Genomic DNA, 18,152 nt, shown 5'->3' with positions numbered 1-18,152 from the left:
GGGCCGCCCGTGACGTGCCGTCGTCCGGTGCCCGGAACGGGAGAGCGTCCGCGGTGATGCACCCCATTTGATCGGATTAGTGTGGAGATCATGTCCGACCCACACGACGACACACCCCTTCCTCACGACACTCCCCCGGGGAGCGTCCCGGCGGCCGGCCCTCCGGGACCAGGACGCGGTGAGACCCGTGACACGGGTGAAGGCACGACCGACCGCACCGTACGTACGGGCGCCGACGCCGAGCGCGCGGACGGGGGCGCCGGCGAGGCCGACGCGGGCGCCGGCCGTCCGGGCGAAGGCGCCGTACCGGAGAGCGAACGTTCCGCGCCGCCGCACGGCGCCCACGGCAGACCGCCGAGCCGGGCCGAGCGCTGGGAGATGTTCACCCGTTCGCCCTTCCTCCCCGCGACCGTCCTGGTCCTCATCCTGGCCGCCGCGGCCGCGCTCTTCGCCGGTTCGTACACGTACACCATGGCGAACCCGACCCCCCGTCACATTCCGACGGCCGTCCTCGGGACGGACTCGCCGACCGGCACGAAGTTCGTCGAGGGGATGGAACGGGCGCTCGACTCCTCGCTCGCGCTGCGCCCGTACCGTACGCGCGCCGAGGCGCTGGAGGCGGTGAACGAGCAGCGGGTCTTCGCCGTCATGACCCTGCGGGACGGCCGCGTGGCCTTCGACGTCGCCGGCGCCTCGGGGGCGTCCGTGGCGCAGCTCCTCGCGGAGGCGGCGGTGACGGTGGGCCGGTCCACGGGGGTGCCGGTCACCGTGACGGACGTCAAACCGCTCCAGAAGGGCGATCCGCGCGGCCTCGCGCTGTTCTACATCTCGCTCGCCGCCGTGATCATCGGCTTCGTGGGGGCCATCCAGCTCAGTGTGCACGCGAGGCCGCTCAACCCCGCCGAACGGATCACCTTCACCGTCCTCTACTCGCTCCTCGGCGGGTTCGCCATCGCCGCGACCGTGGACTGGCTGCTGGGCGCCCTCGACCTGCCGTTCGTCGAGTCGTGGCTGATCCTCGCGCTGACCATGTTCGCCTCCGGCATGGTCTTCTCCATGTTCAACACCCTGATCGGGCGGTGGGCCATGCTGCCGACCTGGGGGCTGATGGTCCTCCTGGGCAACCCCTCGTCGGGCGGCGCGGTGTCCTGGCCCCTGCTGCCGTCGGCGCTCGGGCACATCGGCCAGTGGCTGCCGCCGGGCGCCTCGGTGAACGCGCAGCACACGGCGGTGTACTTCGGCGGCCACCAGCACCTCTTCCCCTTCGTGGTACTGGCCGCCTGGGCCCTGCTCTCCTCGGCGGTGTTCTGGATCTGGCGGCACCGGCACCCCGGCGGCCGGGAACGCGGCGGGGCGCACGCCGCCCTGTGAGGACGTACGGCGGCGCGCCCTCCCGGCCCGTTCCCCGTGAGCGCGCCGGCCCCGGGCCGGACGCGCCCCGGGGCCGGCCCTCCGCACGGGAGTGGCCGGCCCCGGGGCCGCCGGTGAGGGGTCACCGGCCGGACGGCTCAGGTGGACAGGAGCCGGTGGAAGAACGAGCGGTACTCGCGCAGCGCCAGGCGGAGGCTCTCCGTGTCGGCGTCCCGCCCCTCGCTCCACTGCCCTTCGAGGGTGCGCTTGTGGTCGGCGAAGACGTCCGCCAGGGCCCGCATCACGTCGGCGACGAGCGCGTCGGCCGAATGGACCGCCTCGCGCGGGTCGTCGACGAACCGGCCCTGGATCTCGCGCCAGCGCCCGCGGTACGCGTCCTCGTCCGCGAGGCCGAACAGGGCCGGGGCGTCCTCGTCCTCCGCGGGCCCGGCGCCCTCCGGGGGGCGCCCGTCGCGGGAGCGGCGGTCCGCGTCCCCGGACGGCGCGGCCTCCGCGACGGCCGGGCGGTCGGTGATGGGGCCGTCGGTGGCCGGGCTGTCGATGGCCGGGTCGTCGGCGGCCGTGACCGGCCCGTGGCGCGTCTCCGCCGCCGGGCCCCCGGCGCCCGTCGTGTCCGGCGTGGTTCCCCGGTGAGCGGCCGCCGCGTCGTCGTGGCGTTCCGCCGGGGACCCCTCGGAACGAGTGCCGGCCTCTGCCGGAACTCCGGCCTTCACCAGGACTCCGGCCTCCGCCGGGACCCCGCTTCCCGCCGGGGCTTCGGGGCCGGTCCGGGCCTCGGAGCCGGCCGTCTTCGGCCGCTCCGGCGTGTCGTGGTCTCGCATGTGTTCCGCCTCCGCGTCAGGACCGGCCGGAGCCGGTCGGCTCGCCGTCGGCGAGCAGGTCGCCGAAGAGGGCGCGGTAGTGCACCATCGCCTCCCGCAGCTGTTCGGTGGTGGCCGACTTCGAGGAGCTGAGGGCGTGCACCTCCTGGGCCGCCCGGTAGTGTTCGAGCGTGCGGCCGTGCCGCACGGACAGGTCGCGCATCTGCTGCTCGTACCCCTCGGTGGGGTAGCCCCGCTCCTCGAGCAGGTCCGTCACCAGCCGGTCGGCGTCGTGCACCGCGCCCTCGGGCCGGTCGACGAACTCCTCCTGGAGGTCCCTCCAGCGCCTGGCGTACTCCTCCCGTACGCCACTGGGCAGCGGTTTGACGTCCAGCTCCCGGAAGCGTCGCTCCCGGGCGTCGAGGTCCCGTTCCGCGGCCCGCCTGCTCCCGGTCTCCTCGACCGCCCGCTCGTACTCGGGGCCGAACCGTTCGCGCAGACGCGTCCGCCGCCGGTGGTTCGCCGCGGCGACGGCGACGAGCGCGGCCAGGGCGACGGCGGCGATCACGAGGATCAGGAGGATTCCTGTCGACATCGACTCGCACCTCTCGCTGTGTCTTGTCCGTAGCGGTCCGGCTGCCCCGCGCCCCGCGCCCCAAACGGGCGCTACGGCGGGCAAAGGCGCCGAGGAGCGAGGGAGTTGGCCGTAGAGGTGCGCCGGGGGCCGGGCGCCGGGAACCGCCGGTCCGCTCTTTTCCGCCATGCCCCGTCGTGCGCACCGGCTCCGCTGTGGCGCGCAACACATAGGGTGTAGGTGACTCCATGGCGGGTAGGTGCGCGGGAACGCGGGGGTAGAGGACGATGACAGTGGGGTCCGATGCTGAGGGTGATGCCTGTGCGGCGTCCGAGGACAGTCTGGCGCGGGCCGAGTACCCGCTGGACGGGGACGGCGAGTCCATCGCCGAGGCGCGAGATCTGGCCACTGCCTTCCTCGACGGGGTCCGCGCCGAATGCGGCGTGATCGTGTCCGAGCGGGTGGCGGACGTGACGCGGCTGGTCGTGAGCGAACTGGTCACGAACGCCCGCAGGTACGCCCCGGGCCCGGTCCTGCTCCGGCTGAGCCTCACCCCCGGGACCGTGGACGTCGCCGTGTGGGACGGCGATCCCACGGTTCCGGCGGCCCGTGCCGCCGATCCCGGACGGATCGGCCAGCACGGCCTGGAGATCGTCAAGGCCGTCACCCGGGACCTCCGGATCCGGCGGGAGGCGGCCGGCAAGCGCGTCACGGCCCGCATCGACCTGTCCTGACCCCGCCCGTTCTCCGCTCCCCGGGGGAGCTCCCCCGGGGAGCGGAGAACGGGGCGCGGACGTCAGGGGCGCGGCCGGGCGGCGGTGTCCAGATAGAAGGCGTCGATGCTCTGGACGGCCCGCTCGAACTCGTCGAGGTTGACCGGCTTGGTCACATAGGCGTTGGCGTGGCTGCTGTAGGCGCCGGTCACGTCGTCGGGGGCCGTCGACGTGGTGAGGACCACCACGGGGATGGTCTGCAGCTCCTCGTCGGTCTTGAGGACCTTCAGCAGTTCCCTGCCGTTCATCCGGGGCATGTTCAGGTCGAGGACGATGAGGTCGGGCCGCGGGGTGTCCGGGGCGCGCAGGTGCTCCAGCGCGGCGACCCCGTCGGTGACCTGGACCAGGTTGCGGGCCCCGCGCTCGGAGAGGGCCTCCTCGATGAGCATGGCGTCGGCGACGTCGTCCTCGACGAGCAGGACGTCGAACGGGCGGGCGGGGGTGGTCATGATCGGTTGCTCCGTGGGTTTGTCGTGTGAGTGGTCGAAGAGCCCCGGCCAGCGACGGCGGGCGCCCTGTCGGGTCATGCCGCAGGCGGCGCCGAGCTGGGGGTAGCCGGCGCCCGCGCGGGCACCGGCCTCGACCGCTTCGCGCTGGAGCCGTTCGGCGGCCTTCTGGATGTGGTCGAGGACGTGGAGCAGGGCCAGGGCCTGTGCGCGGTCCTCCCGTGCCGGATGCGAAGGACCTTCCAGAAGCCTTTGGACGAGGCGCTGCGCGAGATCGCCGACCGCCGCGTCCGCGACGGCGGCCGTCTCCTGCGGAGTGGTCCGCAGCACGAAGTTCTTGCCTGGCACACCTGGCACTGTAGGTCCCCGGGCGGCTTGGCGACAACAACCGTTGTCGCCCATTAAAGTGATCGCGCCGCATCCTGGCGGCCGGCACAGCGAGGAGTCCACAGAATGACCGGCGACGAGAGGCAACCGCGCACACGGGGGCTTTCCGCGTGGACGACCCGGCGGTGGCTCCGTGTGGGGACGGCCATCTCCCTGGCCGTCCTGGCGCTGCTGGGAGCGACGGGGGCGTGGATCCTGGTGCGGACCGAGACGCTCAGCGAGGAACTGGTGGAGGTGCGCTCTCCCGCGCTGACCACGGCGATCCGCCTGGAGTCGGCCGTGCTCAACCAGGAGACCGGCATCCGCGGATACGGGCTGACCGGCTCCCCGGACTTCCTCACCCCCTACCGGGAGGGGGTCGTCGAGCAGAAGGCGCGGGACGCCCAGCTCTCCGGACTGATCCGCGGGGAGCGGTCCGCCCTGGCCGACCTGACGGCCGTGCGGAAGGCCGTGGCCACGTGGCAGGAGAGGATCGCCCGGCCGATCGCCGCCGCGCCGCCCGGTGCCTCCTCGCCGCTGGCCGTGGCGCGGGCGGAGGAGGGCAGGAAGACCTTCGACGCGGTACGGGCCGCCCTGAACGGACAGCAGGAACGGCTGAGCGCGGAGCGCACCGGTACGAAGAACGACCTCATGGCCATGATGGAGGTCCGGAACTGGGTCTTCAGCGCCATCGGGGTGTTCATCGTCCTCCTGACCGTCCTGATCTTCGAAGGACTGCGCCGGGGCATCAACGAACCGCTGGATCGGCTCGGCGCGGACGCCCGCGTCATCACCGGCGGTGACTTCGAGCACCCCATCACCCCGTCCGGCCCCGCCGATCTGCGGCGCCTGGGCGAGGAGGTCGACTCCATGCGCCGGCGCCTGGTGCGGGAACTGGCCTTCACCGAGGACGCGCGCCTGCGCCTGGACGCGCAGGCCGCGGACCTCCAGCGCTCCAACGCCGAGCTGGAGCAGTTCGCGTACGTGGCCTCCCACGACCTCCAGGAGCCGCTGCGCAAGGTCTCCAGCTTCACCCAGCTCCTCCAGCGGCGTTACGGGGGGCAGCTCGACAGCCGGGCCGACCAGTACATCGACTTCGCCGTCGACGGGGCGAACCGCATGCAGACCCTCATCAACGACCTGCTCGACTTCTCCCGGGTCGGACGGCTGCACAACGCCCACCAGGAGGTGGACCTGGAGGAGGTGTTCGAGCGGACGGTGTCCGCGCTGAGCGTCGGCATCGAGGAGGCCGGGGCGACGATCACCCACGACCCGCTGCCGTCCCTGGTCGCCGACCCCACCCAGATGGGCATGCTCTGGCAGAACCTGATCGGCAACGCGGTGAAGTTCCGCCGCCCGGACGAGGCGCCGCGCATCCACGTGACGGCGGACCGGGAGGGCGAGATGTGGCGGTTCACCGTCACCGACAACGGCATCGGCATCGCCCCGGAGTACGCCGACAAGGTCTTCGTGATCTTCCAGCGGCTGCACACCAAGGACGTGTACTCCGGCAGCGGCATCGGCCTCGCGATGTGCAAGAAGATCGTCGAGTTCCACGGCGGCGCCATCGCCGTCGACCCGGACTACCGCGACGGCGCGCGCATCACCTTCACCCTGGCGCCCGAGCCGCCGGAGAACTCCGTCCCCGCCGTCGCCCCGCAGGCCGCCGGTTCCGGCGCGGAACGGGCGGAGTGACCGACGGCATGACCACGAACCCCGTCGGACCGGCCTACGAACCGACGTACCGCATCCTCCTGATCGAGGACGACCTGGGCGACGCCCTGCTCGTCGAGGAACTGCTCCACGACACGGGGCTGCGGTTCGAACTGACCACCCGGACCACCCTGGCCGGGGCCCGCGCGGAGCTGGCCGGCACCCCGATCGACTGCATCCTCCTCGACCTCCACCTCCCCGACGTGTCGGGCACCGACGCGGTCACCGCGGTCCGGGGCATGGCCCCGCACACCGCCGTCATCGTCCTGACCGGACTCTCCGAGTCCCAGGCCGGCCCCGACGCCATGGCCGCCGGAGCCCAGGACTACCTCGTCAAGGGAAAGGTCGAGGCGGACCTCCTGCACCGGACGGTCCGGTACGCCGTCTACCGCAGCCGGACCGAACGCGCGAGCGCCGAGGCCCAGGCCGCCCGGCTGCGGGCGGAGGAGAACGCCCGCCTGGAGCGCGGTCTGCTGCCCCAGCCGATCCTGGACACCTCCACGGTGCGGGTGACCTCGCGCTACCTGCCGGGCGCCGCCATGGCCCTGCTCGGCGGCGACTTCCTCGACGTCGTGGAGGGGGACGGCGGGCTGCTGCACGCGGTCGTCGGCGACGTCAGCGGCCACGGCCCCGACGCCGCCGCCCTCGGCGTCTGCCTGCGGATCGCCTGGCGTTCCCTCGTCCTCGGCGGACACCGCGGCGACGACCTGCTGCACCTGATGGAGCGCATCCTGATCGCCGAGCGCGGCAACCAGCACATGTTCGCGACCTGCACCCTGCTCACCCTCGACCAGAACGCCGGCACCGCCGTCGTCCACCTCGCCGGCCACCACGAGCCCCTCCTCACCACGGACGAGGGCACCCGGGAGCTGGCCGCCGAGCACGGCATCGCCCTGGGGATCGTGCCCGGACCGCACCGCTGGCCCTCCACGGTCGTCCCGCTGCCCGCCGCCGGTGCCCTGACGCTCTACACCGACGGCCTCACCGAAGGGCACAGCGGCACCGCGAACGAGCGGCTGGGCGTGGAGGGGCTGCTCGACCTGATCGCGCGCCTTCCGGCGACCGACCCGGCCGTCCACGTCGACCTCCTCATCAAGGAGACCCACGAGCTGAACGCGGGACGGCACTCCGACGACCTCGCCGTCCTGCGTCTCGACTGGGGGAGCCTGCCGGCGCACGGCTGAGGGCATACGGAGGCGGGCCCCCGGGCCCCGGCCCGCTTCTAGGCGGCGGTCCTGCGGGCGATCAGATGGGCGACCACCACGTAGACGACCGCGGGGACGCCGTAGTCGAGCAGCACCTGAAGGACGTGCGAGGAGACGGTGAAGAGCCCGACCGACCAGGCGGCGAGCCAGTCGGCGGCGGTGTGGAACCAGCCGACGACGGTGTTCGCCCGGTTGGCGTCGAGCAGGTCCAGGGCGATCCAGACGACCAGGACACCCGCGAGGACGTGGGCCACGGTTCTGATGACGGAGTCTGTGCCTCTCATGGACTCCGCCTTGCCCGCGCCCGCCGGGACAAACGGTCCGGGGCGCCGCCGGCCGGCCGGCGACACCTCACGGTCCGTCATGACACGTGCTCCCCGGGGCGGCTGGCGTGGGGACGTCCAGCGGTGTGAAGATGACGCCATGTATGCGGTTCCTGAGAGAAAAGTGCACTTCACCCAGCACGGACAGGTCTTCGTGATCACGGTAACCGGCGAGATGGATCACGACGACACGGAGGCGGTCGAGGCCGCCTGGGCGGCGGCCGACGAGGCGGCGCTCCCCATGACGGCGGTGGATCTCTCTCAGGTCACGTTCGCCGACAGCATGCTCCTCAACGCGCTGCTCGACGCCCGGCGCCGCCACGCGGCGGACGGCCGTGAACTGGTGCTGATCGGCCCCCTGCGGTCGGGGGTGCGGCTGCTCCTGGACATCAGCGGGACCCTCGACCACTTCCGGATCGTCAGCACGGGTCCTTCCCCCGCCAGTTGAGGCCGTGCTCCCACCGGGGACACGGCGGTACGCGGAACGGGCGAGCGGCCGTCGCACCGCACGGCACGGCCCAGAGAGCGGCACAGGAGAACACCATGGCCATCCCGTTCGGGGAATTGGCTTCCGGCACCCGGAGACAGGCGGCACCCATGCAGTTCATCGCCGTCTGGGAGACGACGGACGCGCCGATCGCGGACTTCCGGCACGCCACGCGCGCGCTGCTGGCCCTCGCGGGGCACCTCCCCGGCCACCGGGCGAGCCAGGACGCCCAGCTCGTCGTGACCGAACTGGTCACCAACGCCTACCGGCACGCCCCCGGTCCGGGCGTGCTCCTGCTGGAGCTGACGCCCGGAGAGTTCCTCCTGGACATCACCGTCCGTGACGGTTCTCCCCATCCGCCGCTCCTCCGACCGCCCGACGCCACCCGTCCCGGCGGTCACGGTCTCCGCCTGGTCGCCAGGCTGTGCGAACGGCTGCACCACAACGCCCTGGGGACGGGCAAGGAGGTCGTCGCCCGGCTCCACCTCCGCCGGCCCGCCGGCTGAACGCCGCACTCCCACCGGAGAACGGCCCGCGCGTCACACCCGCTCCGGCGGCGCCGCCTCCTCGTCCTCGCGCGCGCCCTCCCCGCCCACCGGGCCGGTGAGATGGTCCAGGACGTTGGTGATGCGGAGCATGCGCTCGAAGAAGTCCGGGCGGTCGTCCAGGTGCAGGGCGGCGCCGCGGGCACTGACCCGGCGGTGGATCAGCAGCAGGGCGGCCAGGCCCGAGGAGTCGATGTGCGTCAGGCCGCCGAAGCCGAGGCGTACGTCCCGGAGCGGCGCTCCGCCGGCCGACAGGTGCTCGGTGACCGCGTCGACCAGTTCGTCGCAGGTGTCGTAGTCGAACTCCCCGCCCACGCTCACGTACAGCGAGGTGGACTTCCGGACGATGCCGAGGGTGAACTCGAGGGAAGGGAAATGGTTCATGTGCGTGTGTCGGGGCCGGGGGAAGGGGTGGTGGTCCGCCGGTCCAGGGCCGCGAGGCCCTGCTCGATCGCGTGCGTCGCGCGGGGGAAGTCGCGAAGCTGTCCGGCCAGGATGTCCAGACCGGCCGTGACGGACCCGGTGGGCACGTGGCGGGCCCGGAGGACGTCGGCGGTCCAGGTGAGGAACGTGGTGAACAGGTCGGGATCGTCGACGTAGAGGGCGGTGGACAGGAAGTTGACGATGTGCGCGAGGTCCTCCGCGGTGCGCTCGCGCTGGAGGTCGCTGTAGGACCGCAGGGCGGGGAACCGGTTCTCCATGTCGGCCAGGGTCTGTTTGACGAGCCGGTGCCGGGACCGGACGACCATCGTGTACTCCTGGTCGGCCAGGTGCGGCAGGTCGTCCACGGCCTGGCGGCCGGCCGACACGCCCGGCCGTGCCATCCCCTCGTCCAGGACCGCGAGCGCGCCGCGCGCGTCGGGCGCCCACCGGTCGGCGCGCAGCGTGCGCGCGTACCGGCCGTCGAGCCCGAAGGCCCGCCCGCCCGCCAGGACGGGGACGCCCACGGCCCGGCAGGCCGTGATGGCGGCGTGGGCGGCCGGCAGGTGGGTGGGAATGGACCCGGACAGCAGGACCGCCTCGGGGTTGCTCTGGTGCAGATGGGCGACCAGGTGCGGAGTGGGCGTCTGGGCTCCCAGGTAGTCGACCCGCCAGCCGTGCAGGGAGAGGACCTCCGCGACGAGCCGGGCCGGGAAGGCGTGCCACTCGCCGTCCACGCAGGCGACCGTGACCCGGCCCCGGGAGGGCGCGGCGCCGCTCTCGCGGCGGTGCGCCAGGGAAGCGACGATCCGCTCGTTGATGGCGGTGGCGGCGTGCTCCTGGGCCACGGTGATGCGGTCGGCGGCCCATTCCACGCCGACCTTCGCCTGGATGGGCGCCAGCACCCCGAGGAGCAGCGTCTCCTCCGGTACGCCCGAGTCGAGCGCCCCGTGGACGGCCGCCGCCGCGGCGGCCTCGTCGCCCTCGACCACCGCCTCCCACAGCCGCTCCGCCACCGCGGCGGTGGTGAGGGGGTGACTCATGTGTTCCTCCCGCTGTTGCCCCGTCCGCCGAGGGGGGACGGCGGGACGCTCCTGGGGGCCGTGATGGCCACGACGGCCATGTCGTCGTGGCGGCCGTCGTCCAGCCACTGGGCGGCCAGCATCTGCATCCGCTCCACCACCGCCTCCGCCTGCATCCCCGCGCACTCGGCCAGGGCCCTCTTCAGACGTTCCATACCCAGGAACTCGCCTCCCAACGGACCGCCGCGCGCCTCCACGATGCCGTCGGTGTAGAGCAGGCAGGTCTCCCCGGGCGCGAGCTCCGTTCGTACCGTACGCGCCGTGACGGCCGGCAGCGCGCCGACCAGGGTGCCGCGGGTGGCGATCTCCTCCACCGTGCCGTCGGCGCGGACGACGAGCGGCGGCAGGTGGCCGGCGCTGGTCAGCCGCAGTTCCGTCCGGCCGTCCCGGCGGCGCACGGAGGCGAGGACGAGGGTGGCGAAACGGGTGTGGTGCGAGGAGAGCAGGGCGCCGTTGAGCAGTTCCAGGACCCGCTGGTGGTCCTCGGCCAGGGGCAGCAGGGCGTGCAGCGTGTTGCGGATCTTGCCGGTCAGGACCGCCGCGTCCAGGCCCTTGCCCGCCACGTCGCCCAGGACCACGAGGGTCTCCCGCGAGGGGTCGGCGCCGGGGTGGACGTCGTAGAAGTCCCCGCCGACCCGCTCGTGGTCCTTCGAGGCCCGGTAGCCGCCGGCGTACTCGATCCCGTGGACGTGGGGGAGGACCGGCGGCAGCAGTTCGCGCATCAGCGTGGTGGTGATGGCGGTCTGCTCGGTGTAGAGGCGGGCGGCGGACAGCGCGGCGCCGGCGCGGGCCGCGAACAGGCGCGCGAAGACCTCCTCGCCCTCGGTGAAGGCCCGCTCGGTGCCGGAACGCAGCAGGACGAGCGCCCCGGCCGGCACCCCGTGGCCGGGCAGGGGGGTGACGATGACGGAACCGACCGGCGCGGTGAAGCCGTCCGGGACCATCCAGTCGGGGATGTCGGCGGGGTCGATCCAGCGGGCCGGCACGGGCGGGAAGCCCTGCAGCGCCTCCGCGAGGCCCGGCACGCCGGAGACGTCGATCTGCCGGACGGTCTGCGTGACGGGACCGCCCGGACGGGCGAAGGTCAGCGGATGGCGCCGTCCCTGGGACGGCGCGACGAGGACGGCGGCTTCGGCGAGATGTTCCGCGGCCATCGACGCGGCCACCTCCATGCAGCGCTGCACGTTCAGGGTGGACAGCAGGGAACTGGAGACCTCCGCGAGGATCTCCGAACGCGTCCGCACGTCGGTCAGGGCCGCCTCGGCCAGACGCCGGTCGGTCTCGTCGACCAGCCACCACACCACGTCGCCGTCGTCGCCCGGAGTGGGGTGCGCCTCCAGGAGGCGGTCGCGGATGCGCCCGGACGGCGGGCCGCTCCCCGGGCCGGGGCGCCCGTCGGCGATGCGCCGGTGGGCGTCCGCCAGCCAGGACGGCACCCGCTCGTGCAGCCGGTCACCGCCCGCGGCGTCGGGCAGCAGGAACCGGGCGGCCTCGTTGATCCGTACGAGACCGCCGTACCGGTCGACGACCAGCACGGGGTAGGGAGCCTCGATCCACGTCGCGCCGACCTGGAGGCCGGCATCGGGAGGACGGGCGGAGGAACCGCGGGAAGCAGACACAAACGGAGGCGCGCACAGTGCGCGCCTCACCACCTTCCTGCTATGGACGACAGTTGCCCTGGGGCAACTGTCTCGCACTCGTTCGCGCGACCGCAAGCCGCTCCCGAAATGTACATACAAGCCTCACATCGTGGCGGATCGATCGCCGCCGGTCACACGCACCGCCATCAGCGCGATGTCGTCCTCCCCATGGGGAGGGAACGCCTCCAGAAGGGCGTCGCAGATCCTCTCCACGTCCGGCGGAAGGCTCCCGAGAACGGATTCGAGGCGGGCCAGCGAGATCCCCAGGTGTTCCCGGCGCCGCTCGACCAGGCCGTCGGTGGTCATCAGGAGGACGGACCCGGGAGGCGCCGCGACCTCGGTGCTCACCGGATGGGGGAGCCCCACGCCGAGGAGCGGACCGTGCTCGTCGAGGGAGCGGACGTTCCCGTCGGGGGTGCGGAGCAGCGGAGGCAGGTGACCGGCGTTGGCGATGTGCAGGACGCCGGTGGCCTCGTCGATGAAGACGATGCACAGGGTGAGGGTCAGCCGCGCGCCGACGGCCGCCAGCAGGTGGTCGAGACGGGCGAGGATGCCGTGCGGGGGATGCCCCTCGATGGCGTAGGCGCGCAGGGCGTGGCGGACCTGGCCCATGAGCATGGCGGCGTCGAGGGAGTGGCCGGCGACGTCGCCGACGGCGAGGAGGAGTCCTCCCCGGGTGGGAAGGGCCTCGTAGAAGTCGCCGCCGATCTCCGCGTGGTCGCTGGCGGGCAGATAGCGCACCGCGAGGTCGGCGAGGTGCGAGTCGGGGAGGGTCTCGGGCAGGAAGCTCCGCTGGAGGGTCAGCGCCAGGTCGTGCTCCTCGGTGTAGCTCCGCAGGGCTTCCAGGGCCAGGGCGCACGCCTGGGCCAGCTGGGTCAGGAGCTGCTCCTCGTCGGGCGTCGCGACCGCCTCGGCGGGGACCGCGAGGCACACCGGCTGCCGGCCCGGCTTGGCGCGCGCCACGGCCACGGCGAGCGTGTCGTGGGGGACGAGGTGGTGCGGGAAGCCCGGCCAGCGGCGGGCGGGGACCGTGAGCAGCCGTACCCCGGTGCGGTCCCCCGTCTCGTGGTGCGCGGGCAGGTCGCGGGCGTCGAGCGGCACGTCGGCGGTGTCGGTGGAGGACCGCCCGCCCGTGCCCGCCGCCGAGGCCGGTTCACCGTGCGGCGAGATGATCGCCGCCACCGCGGGCGTCCCCAGGACGGCGGTCGCGCCCCTGGCGGCGGCCCGGGCGACCCCCGTGGCGCTGACCGCGCTGTAGAGGAGCAGGGTCGCCTCGTTCAGGTGCAGCAGGCGGTCCGCCAGCCGTTCGGCCCGGCGGCGCGCCCGCGCGTAGCGCAGGGTGGCGGTGACGGTGGCGAGGAGCTCGTCCGGGGCGATGGGCTCCGTGAGGTAGGCGTCGGCCCCGCGGTTGAGGCCCTGGGTCCGGTCCTTGGCCGTGATGGCGGACGCGGACACGTGGACGACGGGGAGGGCCGCCGTCGCGGGGTCGGCCTTGATGTGCTCGCAGACGTCGAAACCGGTCATGTCGGGCAGGCGCACGTCGACGATCGCCACCTCCGGCAGGGCGTCGGCCTCCCGGAGCAGGGCGAGCGCCCGGGTGCCGTCCTCCGCCTCCACGACGGTGTGGCCCGCGCGGGACAGGGTGGTCTTCAGCACGTAGCGGTTGGTCGGGTTGTCGTCCACGACCAGCACGCGCGCGGGCGAGGTGTCGGACGGGGGCGGTCCTGCGATCACGGTGTGGATTCTCCGGGCGTCTGCTGCTCACCGGTCTTCGCCGGAGGGGGGAGGTCGGGGCCGGTCGGGTGGAGGGCCAGGGCCCGGCCGATGCGCTCCGGCGTCAGGTGCGTCTTGCCCAGCACGGCCCGCGCGTGGGTGAGCCGGGAGTGGTCCACGTCGCCGGGGTCGGTCGAGGTCAGCACCACGACCGGGATGTGCGCGGTCCCGGGGTCCCGGGCCAGGACCTGGAGGAGGACGTACCCGTCGGGCGCCGGCATCGCCAGGTCGATCAGCACCGCTTCGGGCCGCTCCGCGCGGATGACGTCGACGGCCCGCGAGCTGACCGACACCTCGGTCACGTTCCGCGCGACCCGCCGCAGGACCGGCCGGATCAGCTCGATGAACGTCCGGTCGTCGTCCACGACGACCAGCGACTCCGGCAGGGGGTGGGGGACCCGCGCCGGGACCTCCGCCGGGGCGAGGTCGAGGCAGGCCGGGATCTCGACCCGGACCCGGGTCCCGGCGCCCGGCTCGCTGGTCAGGGTGAGGGTGCCGCCGAGCAGGCCGGCCAGTCTGCGGGCGTAGGGGAGGCCCAGGCCGGTCCCCGGCCGGCCCCGCTGGTGGGCGCCCAGGACCTGGTAGAACTCCTCGAAGACGCGGTCCTGCTGGTCCAGGGGGATTCCGACGCCCGTGTCGGTGGTGGTGAAGACGAACCAGGTGCGTCCGGCCCGGTCCTCGGTCCCGACCGTGAGCCGGACCTCGCCGGCCGTGGTGAACTTCAGGCCGTTGGAGAGGACGTTGCGCAGGACGCGCGTGAGCATGACCTCGTCCGTGACCAGTTCCGGCGCGTCCCGCACGTCGGGGATGTCCAGGCGCACCCCCTCGTGGGCCATGCCGTGCAGCGTCCCGCGGAGCTGGTGCAGCAGGGTCCGGAGGTCGGTGTGGACCAGGTGCGGCTCCAGCCGCCCCGACTCGGCCTTGGCGACGTCCAGCAGCTCCTCGACCAGGGCGAGGAGCGTGCTGCCCGAGCCGGCGATGAGGGACATCTGCCGGCGCTGCTCCTCGGTCAGGGGATCGGCCTCGGGGGCGAGCAGCAGGCGGGCCAGCGCGATGACCGAGTTGACCGGGGCCCGCAGCTCGTGGCTCACGTTGGCCCAGAAACGGGTCTTGGCCTCGCTCGCCAGACGCAGCTGCCGGGTCTTGTCCTCCAGCTCGGCGTAGAGGGCGACCACGCCCGTGTTGGTCTCCTCCAGCTCCGCGGACAGCTCGCTGTAGAGGGCGACCACCCCCTGGTTGGTCTCCGCCAGTTCGGCGTTCAGCCGCTGCAGTTCCTCCTGCTGGGCCCTCGACTCCTCGAGCGCCCGGAGGAGCTGCCGGTTCTGGGTCCGCAGCTCCTCGCCCATGCTGAGGTCGCCGGAGTCGCGGAGCGCCGCGTGCACCCGTTCCACCAGCTCTTCGTGGAGCTCCGGGGAGACGGGCAGCCGCTGGCCCACCGTCAACGTGTGTCCGCCGGGGGCCGGGACGTGGTCGCACCGGTCCAGGAGGCGCGCCGCGGCGCCGAGCGCCCCGCGGCCGGGCTCGCGGGGTCCGGTCCAGGAGAAACGGGCGAGGAAGAGGCCGGGCTCGCCGGTCCGTTCCTCCAGCTGGAGGTCCACACGCAGTCCCGGGGTCCCCAGGAGATCACGTCCCACCTCGCTCAGTACCGTCACCACCCGAACCAGATCATGGCCTTCGAGGCCCAGGGCCCGGCACACCACCTGTCCCCGTCTGCGGAGTTCAAACCCGTCCCGCTCGACGGCCAGCGGGAGGGCGCAGAAGCCGTGGACGCGCGACCGGCTCACCGGCGGGCCGCCCGGGCGACGACGATCCCGGCGTCGTCGCGGCGCACTCCCGCCTGCCCGAGGACCTGGGCCGCGACGACGGCCGGCTGCCGGGTGAACAGACCGGGGAAGTCGGCCGGCGACCAGCGGTCGCTCAGGCCGTCGGAGTGGAGGACCAGGACCGCGCCGGGGTCGAGGGGGACCCGGAAGGTCCGGGGGGCGGGCATCTGGTGGCCGACGATCCCCGGCAGGGAGAGGAGGGTGGCGCGCTTCTCGCCGCTGACGACGAAGGCACTGACGTTGCCGACTCCGCAGTGCTCGGCGCTTCCCCGGGAGAAATCGGCGCGCGTGACCGCCGCCGCCGCGCCCCGGGTGCCCTTCAGCTCGGTGTGCAGCGCCCGGACGATGTCCTGGGGGCTCCTGTGCGACTGGGCCCGGAAGGCGGCCCGGGCGCGCTCGCCGGCGAGCGCCGCCAGCGGACCGTGCCCCAGACCGTCGCACATCATCACCGTGACCACCCGCGCCCCGTCGGGTCCGTGCTCGACGCGCGCGGCCCACGTGTCGCCGCAGACCGTCTCGCCGCTGATCGGGCGGGTCAGGCCGGTGACCTCCACCTCGTCGGTCCCGGGCGGCGCGCCCCGGTCGTCCCCCGCCCAGAACCGCGCGAGCAGCACCGTGCCGCGGCCGGGCAGCGAGTGGACGTCGAAGGTGTCGGCGGACCGCGCGATGGCCCCCATGCCCAGGCCCAGGGTGCCGCTGCTGGACGTGCCGTCCGCGAGCGCGCCGCCCACGTCCGTCATGCCCGGCCCGCTGTCCACGGAGAAGAGTTCGAGGGCCGCCCGGTCCCGGAGGGCCACCACCCGGAGGGCCAGGGCGCCGTCCCGCGCGTGCTTCTGGAGGTTGGTGGCGGCCTCGGTCACGGCGAGCTCGATCTCCGCCACGCGGTCCCGGGCCATGCCGACGCGCCGGGCCAGTACCGCCGCCTCCCGGCGGGCGGCCGCGGCGACGGCGACGTCGAGACGCAGCCACACGACCTCCTCGGCCTCGGTCTCGTAACCGGACGGGGGGTTCACCTGGCCCACTTCAGCACCGTCACCGTGGTTCCGGTGCCGGGCTCCGACCACAGCTCGAACTCGTCCACCAGGCGCCGGGCCCCGCTGAGGCCCAGCCCCATTCCGCTGCCCGACGTCCACCCGTCCGTCAGGGCCTGCTCCAGGTCGGGGATGCCGGGTCCGGTGTCCGAGAACCTCACCCAGACGCCGACGCGCGCCACGTCGCGGACGACGACCGCGTGCGCGGTGCCGCCCCCTCCGTAGATGAGGGTGTTGCGGCCCAGCTCGCTCGCCGCCGTGACCAGCTTGGTCTGGTTGACCAGGGAGAGGCCCGCCCGCTGGGCGAGGACGCGCACCGTCTGGCGCGCCTTGACGACGTCGCCGCTGGTCCGGATCGGCACTTCCTCGCGGGTCGCCTCGTCGGCCGGGTAGTCCCTCACGGGCGTGCCGGGGGCAGGTCCCGCGACCGGCGCAGGTAGCCCAGGCCGAGTTCGAGGTTGAGCGCCGTGCGGACGCCGCCCAGCGACAGGCCGAGCTCCACCAGTGTCATGGCGACGGCCGGGCGCATGCCGACGACGACCGTCTCCGCGCCGAGGACGCGGGAGATCGCCGCCGTGGTGGCCAGCATGCGTCCGACGAACGAGTCGACGATCTCCAGGGCCGAGATGTCGATGACCACCCCGCGGGCGCCGGTGGCGACGATCTGCTGGGAGAGGTCGTCCTGGAGGTCCAGGACCATCTGGTCCTCCAGGTCGACCTGGATCGAGACCAGGAGGATGTCCCCGATCTTCAGGACCGGTACGCGATCGCTCACAGCAGGCCCGCCGGACGGGCCGCGGCGGCCCTGTCGATCTCCGCCAGGGCGTGACGCAGGGCGTCGGCCAGGGTCGCCTTCGTCGGGATGTCGCCGAACTCGATGCCCAGGGCAACGATGGTCTGCGCGATCTGGGGCCGGATGCCCGAGATGGTGCACTCGGCACCCATCATCCGCGCCGCGACGACGGTCTTGAGGAGGTGCTGGGCGACCTGGGTGTCGACGGCCGGGACACCGGTGATGTCGATGATCGCGTGCGCGGAGTTGGAGTCCACCAGGGCCTGCAGCAGCTTCTCCATGACGACCTGGGTCCGCGCGGAGTCGAGCGTCCCGACGAGCGGCACGCCCACCACGCCGTCCCACAGCTTCACCACCGGGGTGGACAGTTCGAGGAGCTGCTGGGACTGCGCGGAGATGATCTCCTCGCGGGTCCTGGCGTACTCCTCCACCGTGAACAGGCCCAGGTCGTCGAGCAGCCGGGCGAACTGGAGGTAGGCGCGCACGTCCTCGACGGTCCCGTCGAGGACGGGTTCGAGGACGCCCTTGAGCGCGAAGATGCTCACGGCGGTCTCGGTCGGGGTGAATCCCTGCCGGGCCCGGGTGCGCGACAGCTCGACGAGGAGGCTGCGCACGACGGCGAAGTCGTCGCCGCGCCCCGCCGGCCCGCCCTTCGAGACGGCGTCGGTGATCGCGTCGTAGAGCTCGCCCAGTTCACGGCCGAGCTCGGCGGAGCTCAGACGGCCGCGCAACGAGGCTCCGACGGCCTGCTCCCACTGCTCCACCAGCTCGGACCGTCGCGTGGTCAGCAGCTCCAGCAGCCGATGCGAACCTTCGTTGGCCATTGCTTTCTTTCCCCTTGCTTCGCCGTGCGCGGTCGGCCCCGACGATACGGCACGGGCCCGGGCGCCGATCATGGCCCTCCCGCCGCCGCCTCCCGGAACGAGGGCCGCGCGGACGGCACCGGAGCGGTGACCGGTGCGGCAATCGGCGCAGCCGGGGCGGCGG

The 18,152-nt window shown here is 73.4% G+C and carries 19 protein-coding genes; 6 read left to right on the top strand and 13 right to left on the bottom strand.

Annotation, left to right across the window (positions count from 1 at the left end; all coding sequences use genetic code 11):
- The first annotated feature begins 378 nt into the window (after nt 1–378).
- Complete coding sequence (locus tag ACFYZY_RS05455) at nt 379–1,371, top strand: ABC transporter permease (RefSeq protein WP_388689995.1); 993 nt, start codon at nt 379–381, stop codon at nt 1,369–1,371.
- A gap of 137 nt (nt 1,372–1,508) precedes the next feature.
- Here ACFYZY_RS05455 and ACFYZY_RS05450 read toward each other — a convergent pair whose 3' ends face one another.
- Nucleotides 1,509–2,192 carry a hypothetical protein gene (locus ACFYZY_RS05450; RefSeq protein WP_388689722.1) on the bottom strand — a complete coding sequence of 228 codons (684 nt, stop codon included), beginning with the start codon at nt 2,190–2,192 and terminating at the stop codon, nt 1,509–1,511.
- A gap of 16 nt (nt 2,193–2,208) precedes the next feature.
- The gene (locus tag ACFYZY_RS05445) at nt 2,209–2,766 is read right to left on the bottom strand and encodes a hypothetical protein (protein WP_388689720.1); all 558 of its coding nucleotides are present in this window, start codon (nt 2,764–2,766) and stop codon (nt 2,209–2,211) included.
- 266 nt (nt 2,767–3,032) lie between these two features.
- On the opposite strand from ACFYZY_RS05445, the gene ACFYZY_RS05440 reads away from it, so the two are divergent.
- Complete coding sequence (locus ACFYZY_RS05440; RefSeq protein ID WP_388689719.1) at nt 3,033–3,479, top strand: ATP-binding protein; 447 nt, start codon at nt 3,033–3,035, stop codon at nt 3,477–3,479.
- A 62-nt stretch (nt 3,480–3,541) separates the two neighbouring features.
- On the opposite strand, the gene ACFYZY_RS05435 is transcribed toward ACFYZY_RS05440, so the two are convergent.
- Nucleotides 3,542–4,312, bottom strand: coding sequence for a response regulator (locus ACFYZY_RS05435; protein ID WP_388689717.1), 771 nt, complete (start codon nt 4,310–4,312; stop codon nt 3,542–3,544).
- Between the two features lie 105 nt (nt 4,313–4,417).
- Here ACFYZY_RS05435 and ACFYZY_RS05430 point away from each other — a divergent pair, with 105 nt between their 5' ends.
- On the top strand, nt 4,418–6,025 hold the full coding sequence (locus ACFYZY_RS05430) for an ATP-binding protein (protein ID WP_388689715.1): 1,608 nt from the start codon (nt 4,418–4,420) through the stop codon (nt 6,023–6,025).
- 8 nt (nt 6,026–6,033) lie between these two features.
- Nucleotides 6,034–7,227 carry a PP2C family protein-serine/threonine phosphatase gene (locus tag ACFYZY_RS05425; protein ID WP_388689713.1) on the top strand — a complete coding sequence of 398 codons (1,194 nt, stop codon included), beginning with the start codon at nt 6,034–6,036 and terminating at the stop codon, nt 7,225–7,227.
- A gap of 38 nt (nt 7,228–7,265) precedes the next feature.
- Here ACFYZY_RS05425 and ACFYZY_RS05420 read toward each other — a convergent pair whose 3' ends face one another.
- Nucleotides 7,266–7,532 carry a hypothetical protein gene (locus ACFYZY_RS05420; RefSeq protein ID WP_388689711.1) on the bottom strand — a complete coding sequence of 89 codons (267 nt, stop codon included), beginning with the start codon at nt 7,530–7,532 and terminating at the stop codon, nt 7,266–7,268.
- A 139-nt stretch (nt 7,533–7,671) separates the two neighbouring features.
- Between ACFYZY_RS05420 and ACFYZY_RS05415 the strand changes: the two genes are divergently transcribed.
- Nucleotides 7,672–8,019, top strand: a complete 348-nt coding sequence (locus ACFYZY_RS05415) for an STAS domain-containing protein (protein WP_388689710.1) — start codon at nt 7,672–7,674, stop codon at nt 8,017–8,019.
- 95 nt (nt 8,020–8,114) lie between these two features.
- Nucleotides 8,115–8,564 (top strand): ATP-binding protein, encoded by a 450-nt coding sequence (locus tag ACFYZY_RS05410; protein WP_388689708.1) that lies wholly within the window; start codon nt 8,115–8,117, stop codon nt 8,562–8,564.
- Nucleotides 8,565–8,597: 33 nt separating this feature from the next.
- Here the strand turns inward: ACFYZY_RS05410 and ACFYZY_RS05405 are convergent, their stop codons facing one another.
- The 9 genes from ACFYZY_RS05405 to ACFYZY_RS05365 all read right to left on the bottom strand — a co-directional run bounded on the left by ACFYZY_RS05405 (nt 8,598) and on the right by ACFYZY_RS05365 (nt 17,989).
- The gene (locus ACFYZY_RS05405) at nt 8,598–8,987 is read right to left on the bottom strand and encodes an STAS domain-containing protein (RefSeq protein ID WP_388689707.1); all 390 of its coding nucleotides are present in this window, start codon (nt 8,985–8,987) and stop codon (nt 8,598–8,600) included.
- Entirely contained in the window at nt 8,984–10,066 is a 1,083-nt protein-coding gene (locus ACFYZY_RS05400) for a B12-binding domain-containing protein (RefSeq protein ID WP_388689705.1), read from the bottom strand. Before ACFYZY_RS05400 ends, ACFYZY_RS05405 begins: the two co-directional genes overlap by 4 nt.
- Nucleotides 10,063–11,724 carry a SpoIIE family protein phosphatase gene (locus ACFYZY_RS05395; protein WP_388689704.1) on the bottom strand — a complete coding sequence of 554 codons (1,662 nt, stop codon included), beginning with the start codon at nt 11,722–11,724 and terminating at the stop codon, nt 10,063–10,065. Before ACFYZY_RS05395 ends, ACFYZY_RS05400 begins: the two co-directional genes overlap by 4 nt.
- Before the next feature lie 123 nt (nt 11,725–11,847).
- The gene (locus tag ACFYZY_RS05390) at nt 11,848–13,476 is read right to left on the bottom strand and encodes a SpoIIE family protein phosphatase (RefSeq protein WP_388689993.1); all 1,629 of its coding nucleotides are present in this window, start codon (nt 13,474–13,476) and stop codon (nt 11,848–11,850) included.
- Nucleotides 13,476–15,302 (bottom strand): ATP-binding protein, encoded by a 1,827-nt coding sequence (locus tag ACFYZY_RS05385; RefSeq protein WP_388689702.1) that lies wholly within the window; start codon nt 15,300–15,302, stop codon nt 13,476–13,478. Before ACFYZY_RS05385 ends, ACFYZY_RS05390 begins: the two co-directional genes overlap by 1 nt.
- A complete protein-coding gene (locus tag ACFYZY_RS05380) occupies nt 15,299–16,363 on the bottom strand; it encodes an ATP-binding SpoIIE family protein phosphatase (RefSeq protein ID WP_388689700.1) in 1,065 nt (354 codons plus the stop codon). Before ACFYZY_RS05380 ends, ACFYZY_RS05385 begins: the two co-directional genes overlap by 4 nt.
- Nucleotides 16,351–16,773 (bottom strand): ATP-binding protein, encoded by a 423-nt coding sequence (locus tag ACFYZY_RS05375; RefSeq protein WP_388689698.1) that lies wholly within the window; start codon nt 16,771–16,773, stop codon nt 16,351–16,353. The genes ACFYZY_RS05380 and ACFYZY_RS05375 overlap by 13 nt, the downstream gene beginning before the upstream one ends.
- Nucleotides 16,770–17,147, bottom strand: a complete 378-nt coding sequence (locus tag ACFYZY_RS05370) for an STAS domain-containing protein (RefSeq protein ID WP_388689696.1) — start codon at nt 17,145–17,147, stop codon at nt 16,770–16,772. Before ACFYZY_RS05370 ends, ACFYZY_RS05375 begins: the two co-directional genes overlap by 4 nt.
- A complete protein-coding gene (locus tag ACFYZY_RS05365) occupies nt 17,144–17,989 on the bottom strand; it encodes an STAS domain-containing protein (protein WP_388689695.1) in 846 nt (281 codons plus the stop codon). Before ACFYZY_RS05365 ends, ACFYZY_RS05370 begins: the two co-directional genes overlap by 4 nt.
- Nucleotides 17,990–18,152 lie beyond the last annotated feature (163 nt).

This window comes from Streptomyces sp. NPDC001744 (genome assembly GCF_042892575.1).
Lineage (GTDB): Bacteria > Actinomycetota > Actinomycetes > Streptomycetales > Streptomycetaceae > Streptomyces.
The sequence above is the reverse complement of the archived record's forward strand: the minus strand, read 5'-3'. Positions and strand labels throughout refer to the sequence as shown.